This window comes from Bacillus cereus group sp. MYBK227-1 (assembly GCF_051916325.1).
Lineage (GTDB): Bacteria > Bacillota > Bacilli > Bacillales > Bacillaceae_G > Bacillus_A > Bacillus_A cereus.
The window spans coordinates 161,116-180,660 of the sequence record NZ_JBQAGK010000006.1 but is presented as its reverse complement, the minus strand read 5'-3'; the positions used below and the strand labels follow the sequence as shown (position 1 = coordinate 180,660).

Sequence of the window (19,545 nt, the reverse complement as noted above, 5' to 3'; positions counted from 1 at the left end):
CAAAATCGTTTAAACAAACGTTTGATTAACTGTCAAAAGTGGAAAAATGTTTGTATAGCAACTATGGTATGATAGTTGCAAAAAGGTGGGAATAATGATAAATCTAAACATAGAGGTTTTTTTCATCTCATGAAATAATAGATAGTTATTATTCGTTATATGTAAATTTTTATGGAAGAATGGATAGAAATAAAGTGAAACTTTAATCAGTGGGAGGTTCATCCAACACTGATTATTAGCCCTCACCAATCGGGCATTTACTGCCCGCAAATAGCGGGATAAATTTTGGGGTCAAATAAAAAACCATTGAAATGAATATTTACTTTTGATGGACTACACGAATCGGGTTCTTACTGCCTGTTTGAGCGGGATAAAAGAAGGATAGCAAGATGAGAGGAGGTAGGCATGGGAATACTGAATAGAAGTTCAGTATGTTCTTTTTCGATACATAAAGAAATTTCCTGTGCTAATAAATGATGAAGCGAGCAAGAATTATTTATAATCCTACTTCTGGGCGTGAGCTATTTAAGAAGAGCTTACCAGAAGTATTACAAAAATTAGAACAAGCTGGCTATGAGACATCTTGTCATGCGACAACGGGTCCTGGAGACGCTACTGTGGCGGCGAGGCAAGCTGCGGATCGTAAGTTTGATGTTGTTATTGCGGCTGGTGGCGACGGTACGTTAAATGAAGTAGTAAACGGTTTAGTTGGGCATGAATTCCGTCCGAAATTTGGAATTATTCCAGTTGGAACGACAAATGACTTTGCACGTGCAATTGGTGTACCTCGTTCTATTGAAGAGGCAGCAGATATTATTTGCGAAGGAAAAACAGTGCCATTAGACCTTGGTAGAGCGAACGATACATATTTTATTAACATCGCTGGTGGCGGTCGTATTACAGAATTAACATACGAAGTACCGAGTAAGTTAAAGACAGTATTAGGGCAGCTTGCTTATTACCTAAAAGGTATCGAGATGTTACCATCATTGCATCCGACATATGTTGAAATTGAGTATGATGGAAAGTTACTACAAGAAGAAATTACGATGTTTTTAATTACGAATACTCGTTCAGTAGGTGGATTTGAAAAGGTAGCACCGTATGCATCTATTAACGATGGGTTATTTGACCTATTAGTACTGAAAAAAGGTTCTATCGCTGATTTAATTAAAGCAGCAACACAAGCACAACGTGGTGAACATATTAATAATCCAAAAGTGTTATATACACAAGCGAACCGCATTAAAGTACATTCACCAGATAAACTAATGATTAATTTAGATGGTGAGTATGGTGGAGATGCACCGATGGAATTCGAAAATATATATCATTGTTTAGAACTATTTGTTCCTGAACATCAAGAGGATGCCCTGTAAAGGCATCCTTTTTTACTTTGTTAAAATGAATTGTAAATTGGGAGTTAGTTTGATTTTTATGGTATTTTTACAATTCTTTTATTTTACATCCATATTTTATTGATACACTGGAGGAGATAAGAAACGAGAGGTAGGATGCTATGGAGAAGGTAAAAGCAATACTATTTGATAAAGATGGGACATTAATGGATTTTCATTCAATTTGGATAAAAGTAGCTGAAGAACTTGTAGCTGAATGTATAAGTTTATATCATTTACCAAGTACAATAGGGCAGACCTTATTAGAAGAGATTGGTGTAGAGGGAGCATTTGTTAATCCGAGGAGTGCAATAGCTGCTGGAACAAGCCTTGATGTAGCGAAGGGGCTTTGTAATTATATTGAGTCTGCTAGAGAAGAAGAGATGCATCAGTGGATAAGTGAGAAGTTATTTTCCCTTATGTATGAGCATCGTTCGCATATGAAAATGACAGCGGATTTACCGAAAGTGTTACAGGCATTAAAAGATAAAGGATTTATATTAGGGGTTGTCACGGCGGATGATTTCGCACCAACAGAATTATTTTTAAAACAATATAAGTTGGAGAACTTTTTTGATTATATTATAGCCTCGGATACATTCCTTGCGCAAAAACCAGATAAAAAGATTATAGAAGTGTTTTGTGAGAAATTTAATTTAGAATCATGTGAGGTTGCGGTTGTTGGAGATACGCCAACTGATTTACATTTAGCTAAAAATGGCGATTGCTATGCAATTGGGGTGCTATCTGGTACGGGAGACCGTCCAACATTAGAACCACTTGCTGATTTAGTGTTAGATTCTGTTGGAGAGTTTATTTCTCAATCGGGTGAGTTTTTCTGGGAGAAAGAAAAGTCTAATGTGTAAGGAAAATAAGTCTATAAAGACTCTTAATGAGTCTTTATAGACTTATTTTTTATGCCTGGATACAAAGAATATAGGATAAATGCTAGAAAAGAAAGTTGGCATATATTTTGCAATAAGAAGAGAAAACAATGTAAAGAAAAGGATGGGGTACGCAATGAATACAAAAAAATTTGCTAAAGTAAATGAACAAATTCCAGGACCGAAAGCGGCATCTTTATTGGAACGCCGTCAAAATATAGTACCAAAAGGAGTAAGTAACGGCATCCCAACGTTTGTACAATCTGCAAATGGTGCTCTTGTAACAGATGTTGATGGCAATCAGTACATTGATTTTGCAGGAGCAATCGGGACAATTAACGTAGGGCATTGTCATCCAACGGTTAAAGAAGCGCTCCATAAACAAGTCGATCAATACATTCATACTGGATTTAACGTTATGATGTATGAGCCATATATTGAATTAGCAGAAAAGCTTGCGGCATTGGCACCAGGAAGTTTCGATAAGCAAGTCCTGTTTTTAAATAGTGGTGCAGAAGCAGTTGAGAACGCGGTGAAAATCGCTCGTAAATATACGAAGAGACCTGGTATTATCGCATTTTCTAAAGGTTTCCACGGGCGTACATTAATGACAATGACGATGACAAGTAAAGTGAAGCCATATAAATTTGGGTTTGGTCCCTTTGCTCCAGAAGTATATAAAGCGCCATTTCCATACGAATACCGTCGCCCAGAGGGATTAACGGAAGAGCAGTATGATGATTTTATTATTGAAGAGTTTAAGAACTTCTTCATATCGGAAGTAGCACCAGAAACAATTGCAGCTGTTGTAATGGAACCTGTTCAAGGGGAAGGTGGATTTATCGTCCCAAGTAAGAAATTTGTTCAAGAAGTACGCCGCATTTGTTCAGAGAACGGCATCTTATTTGTAGCGGATGAAATACAAACAGGCTTTAGTCGTACAGGAAAATATTTTGCAATTGATCACTATGATGTCGTTCCAGATTTAATTACAGTGTCTAAATCATTAGGTGCTGGTGTACCGATAAGTGGTGTCATTGGACGTAAAGAAATTATGAATGAGTCTGCACCAGGTGAACTTGGTGGAACGTATGCAGGAAGTCCATTAGGATGTGCGGCTGCATTAGCTGTTCTCGATGTAATAGAAAATGAGAAATTAAATGATAGAGCGATAGAATTAGGAAAAGTCGTAATGAACCGATTCGAAGAGATGAAAAATAAATATCATTGCATCGGTGATGTGCGTGGGTTAGGCGCAATGTGTGCATTTGAGGTCGTTCAAGATCGTAAGACGAAAGCACCTGACAAAACGTTAACGGCTAATCTATGTGCAGAAGCAAATAAGCGTGGGTTACTGTTATTATCAGCAGGGACATATGGAAATGTTATCCGTGTGTTAATGCCTTTAGTTATTACAGATGAGCAACTTGAAGAAGGTTTAACAATAATTGAAGAATCATTGCAAGCTTGTTATGAGCAAACAAACATCGCTCGCGTTTAAAAACTGAAGTATAAATAGCAAACATTCTGGTTGACTCTATATTAAATGCAGAAAATTCACTTTATAATAAAGGTAGTGAAGTGGATCGATGGATTTGAAGTTAGGGGTGGCTAGGATGGTTGCAGAAAAGGAACGAGTGTTAATGGATTTAAAAGATGTATTTGAATATGCGTTTGACGAAATTTTTGTTACAGATGAGCAAGGGATCGTTGTACGTGTAAATAGTACATGTGAAAGGCACTACCAACTAGCTGCAGAAGAGTTAGTTGGTAAGCATGTAAAAGAACTACAAAAGGATGGAATCTTTTATCCATCAGCGACATTAGAAGTGATTGAAAAAAAGAGGCCAATTGAACTCGTTCAAACTACAAAATCAGGAGAGTATTTACACGTTCGTACAAGGCCTGTTTTTGATGATGAGGGAAATTTAAGAAGAGTGATTAGTTATTCTCGCGACCTTACTGAACTCTATCAATTACGTCAAAAGGTAGAGGAAATGGATAATCAGCTAAAAACATATAAAAAAGAATTAAGAGAAACATATGAGCATGAAGGACTTATTTTTAAAAGTCTAGCTATGCAAAAAATAGTCGATACAATCAAAAAAGTATCTGTAGTGGATAGTACTGTTCTCGTTTTAGGCGAGACTGGAGTAGGAAAAAGTCGATTAGTACGCCATTTACATGAAGTGAGTCACCGTAAGCATGAAAGTTTCTATGAAATTAATTGTGCGGCATTACCAACTAATTTAATTGAATCGGAGCTTTTTGGATATTCAGGTGGATCTTTTACAGGTGCGAATCGTGAAGGGAAAAAGGGACTATTAGAATCCGCGCATAAAGGAACTCTTTTTTTAGATGAAATCGGTGAAATGCCGCTTGAAATTCAAGCGAAGCTTTTGCAAGTATTGCAAGAAAAAACATTTCGTCCTATAGGCGGAAGAGAATTAAAAAAAGTAGATGTTCGAATTGTGGCGGCAACAAATAGAGATTTAAGCGAGATGGTGAAACAAGGAACATTTCGGAAAGATTTATACTATCGTTTGAATGTCATTCCAATTGCAATTCCCCCGCTTAGGGAAAGAACAGAAGATATTTTGCCGCTTATTTATCATTACTTGCAGCACTTTAATAAAAAGTACGGACGTGATGTGAAACTAGCGCCGAGTACGTTACAAATGTTTGTTGGATATCCGTGGGAAGGGAACAATAGAGAAATAGAGAATGTAATTGAGAGAATTGTTATTACTGTTGATGATGTTGTAACGGTAGAGGATTTGCCACTCTCTATGCAAGAGGCTGCAGTTGAACAATCGGGGCAAAGCCTTTATAAAATGCTGGAAGAGGTAGAGAGAAATATAATTCTTAAAGCATATAAAACGTATGGATCAAGTTATAAAGTGGCTGAGTTTTTGCAAATTAGTCAATCTGCTGCTACTAGAAAAATTAAGAAGTTCATAGAGGAGGAAGAAAACATTGGATAAAAAGGCGATGTATATAAATGGTGAGTGGATTACACTACAAGAACAAATTGAAGTAAATAATCCTGCGACGAAGGAAATATTTGCAACTGTACCAAAAGGCGGAGTAACAGAGGCAAAGCAAGCTGTTGATGCTGCACATGAAGCTTTTAAAACGTGGTCTAAGTTAACGGCAGCAGATCGTGCAACGAAGTTAAAAAAGTGGTTTACGCTTATTGATGAAAATAAAGAAGAGATCGCAGCGATTATGACGAAGGAACAAGGGAAGCCGTTTGCAGAAGCGCTTGGTGAAGTAAATTATGCAAACAGTTTTGTTGAATGGTATGCAGAAGAGGGGAAACGCGTATATGGTGAAATGATTCCTGCTGCTCATCCGAATAAGCGCATTTTAGTTATGAAGCAACCAGTTGGCGTTATGGCAGCTATTACACCTTGGAACTTCCCAGCTGCTATGATTACGAGAAAGGTAGCCCCAGCGCTTGCAGCAGGCTGTACAGCCGTTGTGAAACCGGCAAGTCAAACGCCATTAACTGCATTGAAATTAGCTGAATTAGCCCATGAAGCAGATATTCCAAAGGGCGTAATCAATATCATAACAGGTAGTGCAAAAGCAATTGCTGATACATGGATGGAAGATGGTCGCGTTCGAAAAGTGTCCTTTACAGGGTCAACGGAAATCGGGAAAGAGTTAATGGCTAGTGCGGCGCAAACGATGAAAAAAGTTTCGCTTGAGTTAGGGGGACACGCTCCGTTTATCGTAATGAATGATGCAGATTTAGATAAAGCAGTAGAAGCGGTGATTGGTTCGAAATTCCGTAATGCAGGACAAACGTGTATATGTACAAACCGAGTATTCGTTCAAGAAGAAGTATACGAAGTATTTGTAGAGAAGTTCCAAAAGGCAGTAGGGCAGTTGAAAGTAGGAGACGGTTTCGGTGACGGAACGACTGTCGGGCCACTTATTGATGAGAATGCAGTTTCAAAAGTACAAGAACATATTGAAGATGCTATTCAAAAAGGTGGAACAGTTTTATATGGTGGTCAAAAGGTCGCAGAGTTAGAGGGACATTTCATTCAACCGACTGTAATTGGGTTGGCAAATGATACGATGCTTTGTATGAATGAAGAAACATTTGGGCCAGTGGCACCAGTTGCGAAATTTAAAACAGTTGATGAAGTAATCGAACGTGCAAACAATACACCATACGGTTTAGCTGCGTATATTTTCACGAAAGACATTAGCCAAGCATTCCAAATTAGTGAAGCGTTAGAGTACGGTATTATCGGTCTAAACGATGGTCTTCCATCAGTTGCACAAGCACCATTTGGTGGATTTAAAGAAAGTGGTATCGGTCGTGAAGGAGGCCATTTCGGCATCGAGGAATATTTAGAAATTAAATATATTTCATTGGGACTATAAGTAGTATACTAGAATCTCTATAAGGTAACAGAGAAGGAGATTCTAGTATGGTATATTGGCTATTATTACTTGTTACAATTATTTTTGAAGTAGCTGGAACAATTGCGATGAAACTATCAAATGGTTTAACAAAGCTCGTTCCAAGTGTACTGATTTTCGTGTTTTATGGGATTTGTTTCAGCGTGTTTGCCATCGTTGTGAAAAAGATTCATTTAAGTATTGCTTATGCTATTTGGTCTGGCGTTGGAACATTACTTATTACAATCATTAGTGTGTACTTTTTTAAAGAGCATATTAGTTTATTTCAAGCATTTTGTATTCTTTTTATTGTTTTGGGTGTCATTGGGCTTAAGGTTTCATCGGCATCATGAAAGCTATCTTTTGTAGAAGATAGCTTTTTTCTATTTGTGCAGTTAACAATTAATACGACAAAATATGACAAGAAAGAGTAAAGCGTTTTGTTATGATACATATGAAATATTGTCTTATGTGGAGGAAAGAGTATGTTAAAAAAGGTAAGTCAAATTGTTTTAATTTTTGGCATAGCTTTTAGTTTAAGTGCTTGCACTGAGACTAAAGATAGTAATGAAAGTAAACAAGAAGATGTTCAAGATAAAGTGTATAAAATAGGGGAGACAGTAGACGTAGATGGTTTGCAAGTAACTATCGATTCAGTTAAATTAGGATATCCGGATTATGATGAGAATAAAAAGAAAGAGGAGATTTTGGGGATTATTTTCAAAGTAGAAAATAATAGTAAAAAGGAAATACCTTTTGCATTTTATGAATTTGAGATTACCGATAAGAAAGGTACAAGATTTAAAGAATATAATAACCCTGATAGCTTTATTAGTAAAAAGTTAGCACCAGATGAAAAAATTCAAGATATCATGCTATTTGACGTAGCGAAAGAAAATACGTATATCGCTACGTATAGACCGGAGTTTACGCATGAAAATAGAACGATAAAATTTGAATTGAGACCAAATAAATAAAGAAACACATTTGATTATCCAATGTGTTTCTTTATGGTAATAAATTTAAAACGCCCAGTTACCTTTACGGAAGATAGGCTCATGTCTGCCATCAGCAGTAATACCGTCAATATCAAGCTCAGCTGATCCAATCATGAAGTCGTTGTGTGTGATACTAGCGTTTGCGCCGTTTTCAGCAAGTTCTTCTTTAGACATTGTTTTTCCGCCAACTAAGTTAAATGCATAAGCATTTCCGATTGCAAGGTGGCAAGATGCATTTTCGTCAAATAGTGTATTGTAGAATAAAACATTTGTGTTTGAAATTGGTGAGTCATGAGGTACTAAAGCTACTTCTCCTAAGAAGTGAGAACCTTCATCTGTTTCTACTAAATGTTTTAAAGCTTCTTCACCAGCTTCAGCTTTATAGTCTACGATACGCCCGTTTTCAAATGTTAACGTGAAATTATCGATAATATTACCTGCAAATACTAACGGTTTTGTACTAGAAACTTGGCCGTTTACACCTGTTTTAAGTGGCATTGTAAATACTTCTTCAGTTGGAATATTAGCCATAAATGGTACGTTCTTTTCATTTAAGCTACCAGCACCAGCCCATACATGTTTTTCTGGAAGTTCGATTGTTAAATCTGTTCCAGGACCTGTATAGTGAAGAGCTTTATAATGCTTTTCGTTTAAGTAATCCACTTTTGTATGTAATGTTTCATCATGTTCTTTCCATGCTTCTACAGGATTTTCTAAATCAGCACGAGTAGCTTTGAAAATAGCATCCCATAACTTTGCTTCTTGTTCTTCTGGCGCTACGTCAGGGAATACTTTCGCAGCCCATTCTTTCGTAGGAACAGAAATGACACACCAACTTACTTTATCTGCTTGTACGTAATCACGGTATACTTTCATTGCTTCTCCAGCTACTTTATGAGCTGTTGCAATACGCGATGCTTCTACACCTTTTAATAAATCAGGGTTTTCTGCATAGATAGACATAAATGCAGCGCCTTCTTTTGCTAATTCTTCACGAGCATGTGCTTTCCAAGATGGAAATTCAGCGAAAGCTTCTTCAGGAGCTAGATCGAACTTTAAGCGTGTTAACGTCTCATCATTCCAATCTACATATACGTGTTTTGCACCAGATTTATATGCTTTTTCTGTAACGAGGCGTACAAATTGTACAGCTTCAAGAGGTGCACTAATTGATAAAGTTTGTCCAGGTTGAATATTAACACCAACATTAACTGCAAGAGCAGCATATTTCTCTAACGTTTGTTCAAATGACATATGTATAATCTCCTTTAATTTGAAAGATTTCTTACTATATATAATACAAGAAAATTCTAAAAATATATATAAATATAAAGTAAAAAGAGAGCTCAAAATGTATTGAGCCCTTATATTTACTTAATTGAAGAAGCAAACTGCTCTACAGTCGTTGTATGGTGTATACGAACGCGCTTCATCTTTAACAATTCATCAGGTTCACCCTTCGTAATGAATTGCCCAGGCTTTGTCGTCGTCGCAAATTGATAATACTTCTTCGTTTCTGTAACAACCTTATCATCTACATGACCGAATGGATAAGCAATCGCGATAACAGGCTTACCTGTTATTTTTTCTAGTTTTTCTTTTGAACCTTTTAACTCTTCCTCATAGTTTGTAATTTTCGGTAAGTCTGCATGTGTTGCAGTATGAGATTGCACCGAGAAAATGCCGGAATCAACCATTTCTTTTATTTCAGAAGTAGACAATGCTCCTTCTACATCAACGTTATCAACAATCATATATTCTGTTGCTGCCGGTTTAAAAGTATCATCTTTTAGCTTTTGTAAAACGCGAAATGCATTCATATTATTTTTCATACCGTCATCAAATGTAACGAAAATCGGCTTATTTACTTTATTTATATCACCCCAGCGTTCAAACGTTAAAAGCGTATAACCATTGTCTTTTAAATGTTTCATTTGTGCTTCAAAGTTAGCTGGTGATACGAATAAGTCTTTAATACCTTGACCATGATAATCATCGATTGCGTGATACATAAGAACAGGAACCTTTTGTTCGAAAGTAATAGTAGATTTCGTAAGCGGGATTGTTTTCCCATCTTCTTTCATTCCTGTTGCTTCAATTTGGAACTCACCGCGTTTTCCTTCAAATTCTTTTATGTCAAAAGGAATTGTAAATTGTTTCTCCTTTTCTTTAGAAGAAAAAGATTTAGCACGTTCCTTTCCATCAGCTGTGCGCCAAATTTTATATTGTACTTCATTTAAAGAATCTTTTAAGTCTGTAATATGAATACTTGTGTTTGTAGATTCGTGTGTGATGGGAGTATAAGAAATTTTACCTTGTTCTTGTAGAGCCTCTTTTTGTATAGCTACTTCTTGAACCTTTTTCTCTTTTTTAGGTTCTTGGCTTACATTGCTAGTATTGCAGCCTGCTAGAATGGCAGACGTACATAAAGCAATTGCTGCGTATTTTCTCATAAAAATCACCTTCTATTGTGTAGTATGTTGCATATTGACATTAAAATCCCCACCGCTATAAGAGTGGTGGGGATTTACCCTTGTTCATCATATCATTTGAAGAAAATGAGGGGAATATGATTTTTAGGAGGCTATTAAGGTAATAGATTAGTGACTTTGAATAGATGTATTTTTTTGTTTCTTATTAGAATTAATAATAATATAACCGACTACAAAGATAAGAGGAATAATGAAGACATAGATAGGCATTCCCCATACATAATAGCTTTTCAGCGTTAAGACTAGTAAATGTAAGAAATCGAAAATTGCGTGGGCTTTCATAATATCCTCCAATGGTTTTTTGAAAATTATAACATTTTTAACTTGTTATTTGTATAATTTGGAAAGTGATTTAAGCTAATTTTAAAGTAAGAAGAATACATATTAATATGCAATTTTGCATAAGGATATGTATTTTATTAAAATATAAAGATTTTATACTATAATGAAAACCGCTATAAAACTAAGTAAGAATAATGTATGGAGTGGAGAATAGAAATGAAATATAAAAAAATAATATATATCTTTTTCATATCGCTATTTATAGTTGGTTGTCAAAGTGAAGTGAGTAAAGCGAATAGCGTGGAAGAGTATATTCCATCGCATCTTATGAATGCGGAAGTGACGGCGGATATTATGACAATAGAATTTCCTTATGAGATAAAAGAGAAATTAGAGAAAATCGGAAATAAAATGAGCAATAGTATTACAAATAATTTAGATTGGTATTTGAAGTATGCCGAAGAAGAAATTATACCGAAAAAAACGTTTCCTTATCATCAAAACTTAGGTATTACAAAAGAAGAATATGATTTTATGATAGATAAAATGGATAATGCAGAATATATAAATACCAAAGACGGAAAACTCTTTTTTAAAAAGAAAGATCATGAAATTCAAATTCTCTCTGATGAAAATTTGAAGCTAATTAAAAATATTCGAATTGATACAGAGAAGAATACAATTAAAACTCCTTTGGGAGAATGCGAATATGAAGGTGAAATAAAGGCGTCGGATGAACAAAAAGCTACTGGTCCATGGAGTGGGAAGATGTGGACTTTAAAAAGCGATGGATTACTTTATCATTTTTCATTAGGAAAGTTAAAAAATATAAACAAATCTATCATTTACATTTCAATAAAAGGTATATATAAAGATAGGATTATCAATACAGAAGAAGCAGTTGAATTTCACTCGGTTTCATAAAGAATCAAAAAAAACACCTTACTTGTTAAAGTAAGGTGTTTTTTTATTAAATAAACAATCCAGCGATTGTCGCAGATAAAATAGAAGCAAGTGTTGATGCAAATAGCATTTTCCAACCAAATTTAGAAACAACGCTTCCTTGCTTTTCAGAAAGGGCACGGATTGTACCAACGATTGCACCAATTTGGCTAATACTTGCGAAGCTAATTAAGAATACTGTAACGATTCCAACTGTACGTGGAGCTAATGTTGTAGCTGTGTCTTTTAAATCAAGGATTGCTACAAACTCATTTAAAACAATCTTCGTACCCATAATACCACCAGCTGGGATAATATCTTGAGTTGGAATACCCATTAAGAATGCGAATGGAGAAAGTACGTAACCGAAGATTTGTTGTAAAGTAACAGCATGTCCCATTGCGCCTGAAGCTGCACTAATTACGTAGTTTACAACTTCCATCACACCGATAAAGGCGATCATTAATGCGGCAACGATACCAGCTACTTTTAAACCATCAAGCGCACCGTTAATCATTGCGCCGATAAAGCTGTCCCCGAATAGAGTTCTATCAAATTTCTGAATCACTTCATCTTCTTTCTTCGTATCAACTGGTGTTAATAACGAACAAACGATTAAGCTTGAGAATAAGTTTAGCGGAAGAGCTGCCAGTACGTATTTTGCATCTAACATCATTACGTATGATGCTGTAACAGAAGCAGAAACGGAGCTCATCGCAGAACAACAAATGATAAACATACGGTTTTTATTGAAATGCTGTAAATCGTTTTTAATAACGATTAACGCTTCACTTGAACCGAAGAATACAGAGTTTACTGCGTGGAATGACTCAACACGTGGTAAACCAGTAATTTTTGAAATAGCACCGCCGACAACGCGAACGATGAATGGTAAAACACCTAAATAACTAAAGATTGAAAGTAGTGCTGAGAAAAATACGATAATTAATAATACGTTTAAGAAAAAGACAAAATCTCTGTGAATTCCATTAAAGAGAAAATCGACACCTGTCGTACCAAGTTTAATTAGTTTGTTGAAAACTTTACTAATGAAAATAATGATTTGTTGACCAATCTTTGTAGCAAACATAAACCAACCGATTAAAATTTGGAAACCAATCATAATTGCAATTGCACGGAAGTTGATTTTACTTTTGTTGTTTGACAAAGCAAAACATAAACCTAACACGGCAATAATACCGATAATGCTCATTACATATTGCATGTAGTTGCCCCTTTCAGAAGTTCGTATAAAGTTTGTACATAAAACGCTCGTTATATTACTAAAAATAAAGGAATGAGGTTTTATGTCATACGTAAGATGTCTGACCTTTTAGAAAAATAAAAATAAAAAAAGACCCATATGGATTCACTTTCATCTATGAGAGAAAGCTAATCAATATGAGTCCTTTTTTGCGCATAGGCTAATATTCATTAGTTTTCCCCATAGTCCAGCAATTTAAGGTTGCCGGGTAGAAACTCTCGATCCATATTATCAAGTATATATGAGGTAACATCGTCCGTATTAAATTAGTAGTAGCGTAACATTAACAGAGAAGTATCGTCAATAGCTTTTTTTCTTCCAATAGAAAAAGACCATATAAGTATGATAAAATGTAACGCAGTGTTATGAAAAAGAGAGGTCGGAAAATGAGTACTAAAATGACGCCACCAGTTGAGAAAAACGAGTTTATAGATGTAGTATTTGAAGATTTAACACATGATGGTGCCGGTGTTGCGAAAGTAAAGGGCTATCCTATTTTCGTTAAAAACGGATTACCAGGTGAAGAAGCGCAAATTAAAATTATTAAAGTGAAGAAAAACTTCGCATTTGGTCGTTTAATGAAGCTTCATACAGAAAGTCCATATCGTAAAGATGCTGAATGCCCAGTATATAATCAGTGCGGCGGTTGTCAGCTTCAGCACTTAACTTATGAAGGACAATTACAAGCGAAAGAAAAACAAGTACGTGACGTTATGCAGCGTATCGGAGGACTAGCTGATGTTCCTGTTCATCCTGTACTTGGCATGAAGAATCCGTGGGTATACCGTAATAAAGCACAAGTACCAATCGGAGAACGTGAAGGCGGACTTGTAGCTGGTTTTTATCGCCAAGGAACGCATGACATCATTAATATGGAATCATGCTTAATTCAGGCAGAAGAAAACGATACATTAATCCAAGAAGTAAAACGTATTTGTGAAAAGCACGGTATCACTGCGTACAACGAAGAGCGTAACAAAGGAACACTTCGTCACGTAATGGCTCGTTACGGACAAGTAACAGGAGAAATTATGCTTGTCTTCATTACGCGTACAGCAGAATTGCCGAACAAAAAAGCAATTATTGAAGAAATTGCAGCGAAATTCCCAGAAGTAAAATCAATTGTTCAAAACGTAAATACGAGGCGTACGAATGTAATTTTCGGAGACAAAACGACAGTACTGTACGGATCAGAATACATTTATGACTTTATCGGTGACATTAAATTTGCGATTTCAGCACGTTCATTCTATCAAGTAAACCCAGAGCAAACGAAAGTGCTTTACGATAAAACGTTAGAATACGCAAAATTAAATGGTAACGAAACAGTAATCGATGCCTATTGCGGAATCGGATCAATCTCGTTATTCCTAGCGCAAAAAGCGAAAAAAGTGTACGGCGTTGAAATCGTCCCAGAAGCAATCGAAGACGCAAACCGAAACGCAGCACTAAACAACATGACAAACGCTGAATTTGGCGTAGGAGAAGCAGAAGTAGTCATTCCAAAATGGTACAAAGAAGGCGTAATCGCCGACACAATGGTCGTAGACCCACCGCGTAAAGGCTGTGACGAAGCATTACTAAATACAATCATCGACATGAAGCCAAACCGCGTCGTATACGTATCGTGTAACCCAGCAACATTAGCACGTGATTTAAAAGTACTAGAAGAAGGCGGATATAAAACACAGGAAGTACAGCCTGTTGATATGTTCCCGCATACGACGCATGTGGAGTGTGTGGCTTGGCTTAAGTTGGTATAATAGGAAAGCAGTTGATATAGGGGAAATCTATACCACCTGCTTTTTGGTTTACAAAAATACCATTCATAAGCGATTTTAGTTAAAATAAATATTGCTGATTTTCACAAATTATAAATTGAGATTTTGAAATTGTATTCATAGTGAGAGGATTTGAATTTGAAATGATAGATAATTTTTGGCGTGAATTACCACGACCATTTTTCGTACTTGCACCAATGGAAGATGTGACAGACGTTGTTTTCCGTCACGTAGTAAGTGAAGCAGGTCGTCCGGACGTATTCTTCACAGAGTTTACAAACTCGGATAGCTATTGTCATCCAGAAGGTATGAAAAGTGTACGTGGCCGTTTAATTTTTACAGAAGACGAACAGCCGATGGTGGCACATATTTGGGGAGACAATCCCGAATACTTCCGTCAAATGAGTATTGGTATGGCAGAACTAGGATTTAAAGGCATCGATATTAACATGGGTTGCCCAGTACCGAACGTTGCATCAAGAGGAAAAGGTAGTGGCCTTATTCTACGTCCAGACGTTGCGGCAGAACTTATCCAAGCAGCAAAAGCGGGCGGACTACCTGTCAGCGTAAAAACACGACTTGGCTTTAAAGAGTTAAGCGAGTGGGAAGATTGGTTAACGCACATTTTCAAACAAGATATTGCAAACCTTTCTATTCACTTACGTACAAGAGAAGAAATGAGCCAAGTAGACGCGCATTGGGAACTAATTCCGGAAATTAAAAAATTACGTGACCGTATCGCACCAAATACGTTAATAACAATCAATGGAGACATCCTTGATCGTAAAATGGGGCTGGAACTTGCTGAAAAATACGGCATTGATGGCGTAATGATCGGACGAGGCATCTTCAAAAATCCATTTGCTTTTGAAAAAGAGCCAAGAGAGCATAGCAGTAAAGAGCACCTAGATCTTTTAAGACTACAACTTGATCTTCAAGATCAATATGCAGAAGTACTGCCACGCTCAATCACAGGGCTTCACCGCTTCTTCAAAATTTATGTAAAAGGCTTCCCTGGAGCTGCTGAATTGAGAAATCAATTGATGAGTACGAAATCGACTGATGAGGTGCGTGCTTTGTTGGATAAGTTTGAGGATAGTGTTGGTGTGGCTCAGGATAGTGAGACGGTGTAATACTTTGAAGATAGAGGGAAATGGATTGTATTAATTTGTGGGTAGTTATTTTATTTAGTTTTGAGTTTTTTTGTGAATGTAACTTTTTTTGTTGATACAGTCTGCTTGCTGAAAAAAGAAGTCTTTGAGAATATAATGAACTAACGAATACTCGTAAGGAGAAAAATGACAAGAGCTGGAGTAGAGTACATTAGGCTCTATCGAGGTATGAAATGTAATCTGAATAATAGACAGAAATAAAAAATCTCTTTATTTGAGCATGGCCATCAAGTTAAGAAAATGTATGATTTTTATCTAAATAGGACCTCCTTACATGCAGAGTGCATGTAAGGAGGTCCTATTTTATGTTCAAATTAATTAATTTAACAGCGGAAAATTAAATCTAAATTTCCGATTATAAAAATATTGTTTTTCGACTTCTTTCGACATAATTTATAAAGTTAATTATTTAGTATTGGTATGAAGATCTTTTGAATAATAGTTATTTTTAAATATTCGATAATAATTTTAGAGTACTGTGGAATTTTCTTCTGATTTGAAGATTTTTTCTTATAGGAGCTACCAGAATTTTTTTATTTTAATTGGAGGGAAATTATGAAGAAAGTATTAATAGCTTTACTTACAGCAGGATTAATTACATCGGGTTGTCAAAAATCAACAGAATCAGTACCAACAAAAGAAGTAAGCCAAAATGTTAAGCAAGATGAGAAGAAAATTATGACGAATGAGAGCAATGATATTTCGACTTCAAATTTAAGTGGAATAGCAATGTACCTAAAAAAAACTTATCGACTTGAAGATTTAGAGAGAACGCTTTCATCCCCAAGAACAAAAGAGGAAACTAGATGGTTATATGTAGATAATTATGCTAAATATACATTTGAAAGTGATGGGAAAATTATTAATCATATTAAGATTGAATTATTAGAGCCAAAAGATTTGAAGTATAAGGATGCCTTCAAATTATTAGGTCTTGATATTATGTTAGGTACTAAAATTGAATCAGAAGGCACTGAGGCGGAAGGGTATGCAAAATATGATGTTCGAGGAAATGATGCGGAAAGTGTGCAGATTGAGAAGTTTTCAGGAACTGGGGGCGGTAGCATATCTGTAAGTGTGGATGGGGCTTTCAAAAATAAAGAAGGTACTGTTTGGTTGGATTGTGACCGGGATGGTAATGTGAAATTTATTGAAATGAATTATAAGGGTAAGGCGGTAGGAAATGAAACAAGTGTTGCTAACGAGAAATTAGAACCCTTTGATGCAGAGGCAGGATCGGAAGTAGGAAAGAATATTGCAAATATAAAAGTTTATGATACGAAGGATTTACTTATTGAACAAACCGGATTAGCCCCATTTTTATTTCAAGCAACGCTGTATGATAATCCAAATATGTATTATACAGCTGATTTTCCGATAAAAGTTCGAGTTGATAATAAGTCTACGGTAGAAGAAGCTGTGAAAATCGGAAATGAAATTAACAATTTAGTGGTAAGTGCTGTAAATAAAAAGTTTCCACATAAAAATTTTAGAGTCAAAACGTACATTTATCATACAGAATTGGATTCATCAGGTAATTTTAATGCTACTACATCAAAAAAATTGAAAATAATAGAAAATTAATATGTGAAACTTTGGGGATTTGATTTTAATAATAGGGCAGGGAGAAATAAAATAATGAATTGTACAGCATGTAATAAGAAATTATTGAAAACAAATAAGTACTGTACTAGTTGTGGTACAGAGAGAATAAATTTGGATGAATCAGAAGAACTATTTGATAATGGAGAATTCCATAACGATATTACGCCCCAAAATAGAAATGATAAAAACATAAAATTAATAAGAATTGCAAAAAAATCTCCTTGGTACGTGTGGATAATTGGGATTGTGTTTATAGTTATATTAGTTAACGTTCTAATTCAAAATAATAGTCCACAAGAAACAGTAAAAGGCTTTTTTAAAGCTCTTGAATCAAGAGATTTAAACAAAGCAGGTGAGTATATACATCCGAGTCTCCCTTGGGATGTAGAAGCTGGAAAACGTATTGGAATTCCAAAAAATGCGTCAATAGATATATTAAATATAGAAGAAAGAAAAGTTGGAGATAGAGCAAAATTAAAAGTTACGATAGATATCTCTCCAAAACCTTTATACGGCCCTAATCCTGACAATATTACTATTGATTTGAAGAAAGTTGACGGAAAGTGGCTAATTTATGATATGCAATAGTCTCCTATATGGATAAAATTCATCGAAACCCATAAACTCTAGTTTGTATAGAAGAAATATAACAATGTAAGAGACGAGCAGTGTATTTGAGGAATCAATGCACTGCTTTTATAGTTAACAAATATAAAATAGAATGTAGATCTAATGAACTAAGAAAAAATGAACCGAAAAGTTACTGTAACCCTTCTATAGAATCAAATTATTGCTTGGATTGTAGTATAGCCTCTATAATCATAAATTTGGTTAAGACTACAAAACCTCCCCCTAAAATGTTAAAGTAGTAACTTAACGACATTAATTTACACATGCTAAAAGCATTACTATAATCAACATTTCAGGAGGAAACCCAATGGCAATGAGCAACAACGATATATTAAAAAGAGTACGATACGCTTTAGATATAAAAGATATAGATATGGTAGAAATCTTTAAACTAGGCGGGATGGAAGTAACGAAAGAAGACGTAGTTGATATGCTTACAAAAATAAAGAGAGCTCCTCAGCATGAAGCTGAAAATGATGAGGTAGCTGAAGATGAGTACGTAAAAACATGCGATATGATGATGTTAGAGGCATTTTTAAATGGATTTATTACTTTAAAAAGAGGAAAGCAAGATCCGAAACCAGGGCAGCCTGCACCTGTACAGAGCAAGGAGAGTGCCAATAACCTTCTTCTAAAGAAAATGAAAATCGCACTATCTTTAACGAGTGAGGATGTACTTGATATATTAGATAGCGTAGGCGTTACGGTAACAAAAGGAGAGTTAGGCGCTCTATTAAGAAAGAAAGGCCATAAAAATTACAAAGAGTGTGGCGATAGATACGCAAGGAATTTCATTAAGGGATTAGGTGTAAAGTATAGAGGATAATGAGTTCGTTAAAGCAGTAAATGATATAATAGGTAGAGTAGGACGTTCGTATCCTACTCTTTTTTATTTGTAAAAATACTATGCCAGGTGATGAAATGGTACATACATATTTAGGTGAGACAATTAATTTTCATATAACTTATAAGAAGAAAAAGTCCGTGCGTCTTTTTGTGGATTCGTATGGAAATGTGGAAGTGCAGGCTCCGAAAGGGACACCTGTTGAATACTTAGTTCAGTTGCTAGAGGAAAAGTGGGATTGGATTCAGACAACACGTAAGGAAATGGCGGAGCGAGCGCGTGGACCACAGGAAAAGGATTATGATCAAGGAGAGGGCTTTTTGTATTTAGGGAATACGTATCCGATACAGATTTCCCAAGATGCAAGCATTGAGCAAGACAATGCGATTTTTGAAGGGGATAAGTTACATATTTATGTGAAAGAGCTTAAGGATGAGAAAATACAACAAGCTTTAAAACGATTTTACTATAAGCAGTGTAAATCTTTAGTAGAGAAGAGTATTAAAGTGCATCAAAGTAATTTCAAAACAAAACCACGTTCTATTCGTATTACAGATAGTAGTCGTACTTGGGGTACTTGCGATTCGAATTTACAACTAACATTCAATTGGAAGCTAGCAATGGCACCACAGCGAGTAATTGACTATGTGGTTGTTCATGAAATGTGTCATATGGTTCATTTAAATCATGATCGATCTTTTTGGCGTCTTGTCGGGAAGATAATGCCTGATTATAAAGAAATGGAGAATTGGTTAGCGTTATCTAGTTGGAAGATGACGGTTTAGGAAGGGATATCGATTTTTGTCTGTAAATCGATATTTCTTGTCGAATCGTT

General features: G+C 35.6%; 18 protein-coding genes and 1 riboswitch. Of the genes, 14 read left to right on the top strand and 4 right to left on the bottom strand.

What is annotated here, in order from left to right; genetic code table 11:
- The first annotated feature begins 473 nt into the window (after positions 1–473).
- From ACTFRM_RS24155 to ACTFRM_RS24125, 7 genes are all read left to right on the top strand, one after another.
- A complete protein-coding gene (locus ACTFRM_RS24155) occupies positions 474–1,379 on the top strand; it encodes a diacylglycerol kinase (RefSeq protein WP_000977679.1) in 906 nt (301 codons plus the stop codon).
- Between the two features lie 140 nt (positions 1,380–1,519).
- Complete coding sequence (locus tag ACTFRM_RS24150) at positions 1,520–2,263, top strand: HAD family hydrolase (protein WP_000416663.1); 744 nt, start codon at positions 1,520–1,522, stop codon at positions 2,261–2,263.
- Positions 2,264–2,417: 154 nt separating this feature from the next.
- Positions 2,418–3,782, top strand: a complete 1,365-nt coding sequence (gabT, locus tag ACTFRM_RS24145) for a 4-aminobutyrate--2-oxoglutarate transaminase (protein ID WP_001093019.1) — start codon at positions 2,418–2,420, stop codon at positions 3,780–3,782.
- Between the two features lie 115 nt (positions 3,783–3,897).
- Positions 3,898–5,265, top strand: coding sequence for a sigma-54 interaction domain-containing protein (locus ACTFRM_RS24140; protein WP_000225136.1), 1,368 nt, complete (start codon positions 3,898–3,900; stop codon positions 5,263–5,265).
- 7 nt (positions 5,266–5,272) lie between these two features.
- On the top strand, positions 5,273–6,682 hold the full coding sequence (gene gabD / locus ACTFRM_RS24135; protein ID WP_002195125.1) for an NADP-dependent succinate-semialdehyde dehydrogenase: 1,410 nt from the start codon (positions 5,273–5,275) through the stop codon (positions 6,680–6,682).
- A gap of 47 nt (positions 6,683–6,729) precedes the next feature.
- Positions 6,730–7,053: a DMT family transporter gene (locus ACTFRM_RS24130; protein WP_000263262.1), complete on the top strand. Its 324-nt coding sequence runs from the start codon at positions 6,730–6,732 to the stop codon at positions 7,051–7,053.
- 132 nt (positions 7,054–7,185) lie between these two features.
- Complete coding sequence (locus ACTFRM_RS24125; protein ID WP_000915110.1) at positions 7,186–7,677, top strand: DUF4352 domain-containing protein; 492 nt, start codon at positions 7,186–7,188, stop codon at positions 7,675–7,677.
- Positions 7,678–7,722: 45 nt separating this feature from the next.
- On the opposite strand, the gene ACTFRM_RS24120 is transcribed toward ACTFRM_RS24125, so the two are convergent.
- From ACTFRM_RS24120 to ACTFRM_RS24110, 3 genes are all read right to left on the bottom strand, one after another.
- Positions 7,723–8,952 (bottom strand): aminopeptidase, encoded by a 1,230-nt coding sequence (locus ACTFRM_RS24120; protein WP_000007349.1) that lies wholly within the window; start codon positions 8,950–8,952, stop codon positions 7,723–7,725.
- Between the two features lie 116 nt (positions 8,953–9,068).
- Positions 9,069–10,151, bottom strand: a complete 1,083-nt coding sequence (locus ACTFRM_RS24115; protein ID WP_001233731.1) for a polysaccharide deacetylase family protein — start codon at positions 10,149–10,151, stop codon at positions 9,069–9,071.
- Between the two features lie 147 nt (positions 10,152–10,298).
- The gene (locus ACTFRM_RS24110; protein WP_000643592.1) at positions 10,299–10,472 is read right to left on the bottom strand and encodes a hypothetical protein; all 174 of its coding nucleotides are present in this window, start codon (positions 10,470–10,472) and stop codon (positions 10,299–10,301) included.
- A gap of 216 nt (positions 10,473–10,688) precedes the next feature.
- On the opposite strand from ACTFRM_RS24110, the gene ACTFRM_RS24105 reads away from it, so the two are divergent.
- A complete protein-coding gene (locus ACTFRM_RS24105; RefSeq protein WP_000875591.1) occupies positions 10,689–11,396 on the top strand; it encodes a hypothetical protein in 708 nt (235 codons plus the stop codon).
- Between the two features lie 46 nt (positions 11,397–11,442).
- Here ACTFRM_RS24105 and ACTFRM_RS24100 read toward each other — a convergent pair whose 3' ends face one another.
- Positions 11,443–12,639, bottom strand: coding sequence for a NupC/NupG family nucleoside CNT transporter (locus ACTFRM_RS24100; RefSeq protein WP_001200484.1), 1,197 nt, complete (start codon positions 12,637–12,639; stop codon positions 11,443–11,445).
- Between the two features lie 202 nt (positions 12,640–12,841).
- Positions 12,842–12,943: riboswitch (purine riboswitch) on the bottom strand.
- Between the two features lie 121 nt (positions 12,944–13,064).
- Here ACTFRM_RS24100 and rlmD point away from each other — a divergent pair.
- From rlmD to ACTFRM_RS24070, 6 genes are all read left to right on the top strand, one after another.
- A complete protein-coding gene (rlmD, locus tag ACTFRM_RS24095) occupies positions 13,065–14,441 on the top strand; it encodes a 23S rRNA (uracil(1939)-C(5))-methyltransferase RlmD (protein WP_173600783.1) in 1,377 nt (458 codons plus the stop codon).
- Between the two features lie 161 nt (positions 14,442–14,602).
- Complete coding sequence (locus ACTFRM_RS24090; protein WP_000566708.1) at positions 14,603–15,592, top strand: tRNA dihydrouridine synthase; 990 nt, start codon at positions 14,603–14,605, stop codon at positions 15,590–15,592.
- A 594-nt stretch (positions 15,593–16,186) separates the two neighbouring features.
- Entirely contained in the window at positions 16,187–17,215 is a 1,029-nt protein-coding gene (locus tag ACTFRM_RS24085; RefSeq protein ID WP_000756602.1) for a hypothetical protein, read from the top strand.
- 54 nt (positions 17,216–17,269) lie between these two features.
- Positions 17,270–17,824 (top strand): zinc ribbon domain-containing protein, encoded by a 555-nt coding sequence (locus ACTFRM_RS24080; RefSeq protein ID WP_000995851.1) that lies wholly within the window; start codon positions 17,270–17,272, stop codon positions 17,822–17,824.
- 349 nt (positions 17,825–18,173) lie between these two features.
- Positions 18,174–18,692 (top strand): DUF1456 family protein, encoded by a 519-nt coding sequence (locus ACTFRM_RS24075; RefSeq protein ID WP_001251702.1) that lies wholly within the window; start codon positions 18,174–18,176, stop codon positions 18,690–18,692.
- A 95-nt stretch (positions 18,693–18,787) separates the two neighbouring features.
- Positions 18,788–19,495, top strand: coding sequence for a M48 family metallopeptidase (locus ACTFRM_RS24070; protein ID WP_000233760.1), 708 nt, complete (start codon positions 18,788–18,790; stop codon positions 19,493–19,495).
- Positions 19,496–19,545: the final 50 nt, after the last annotated feature.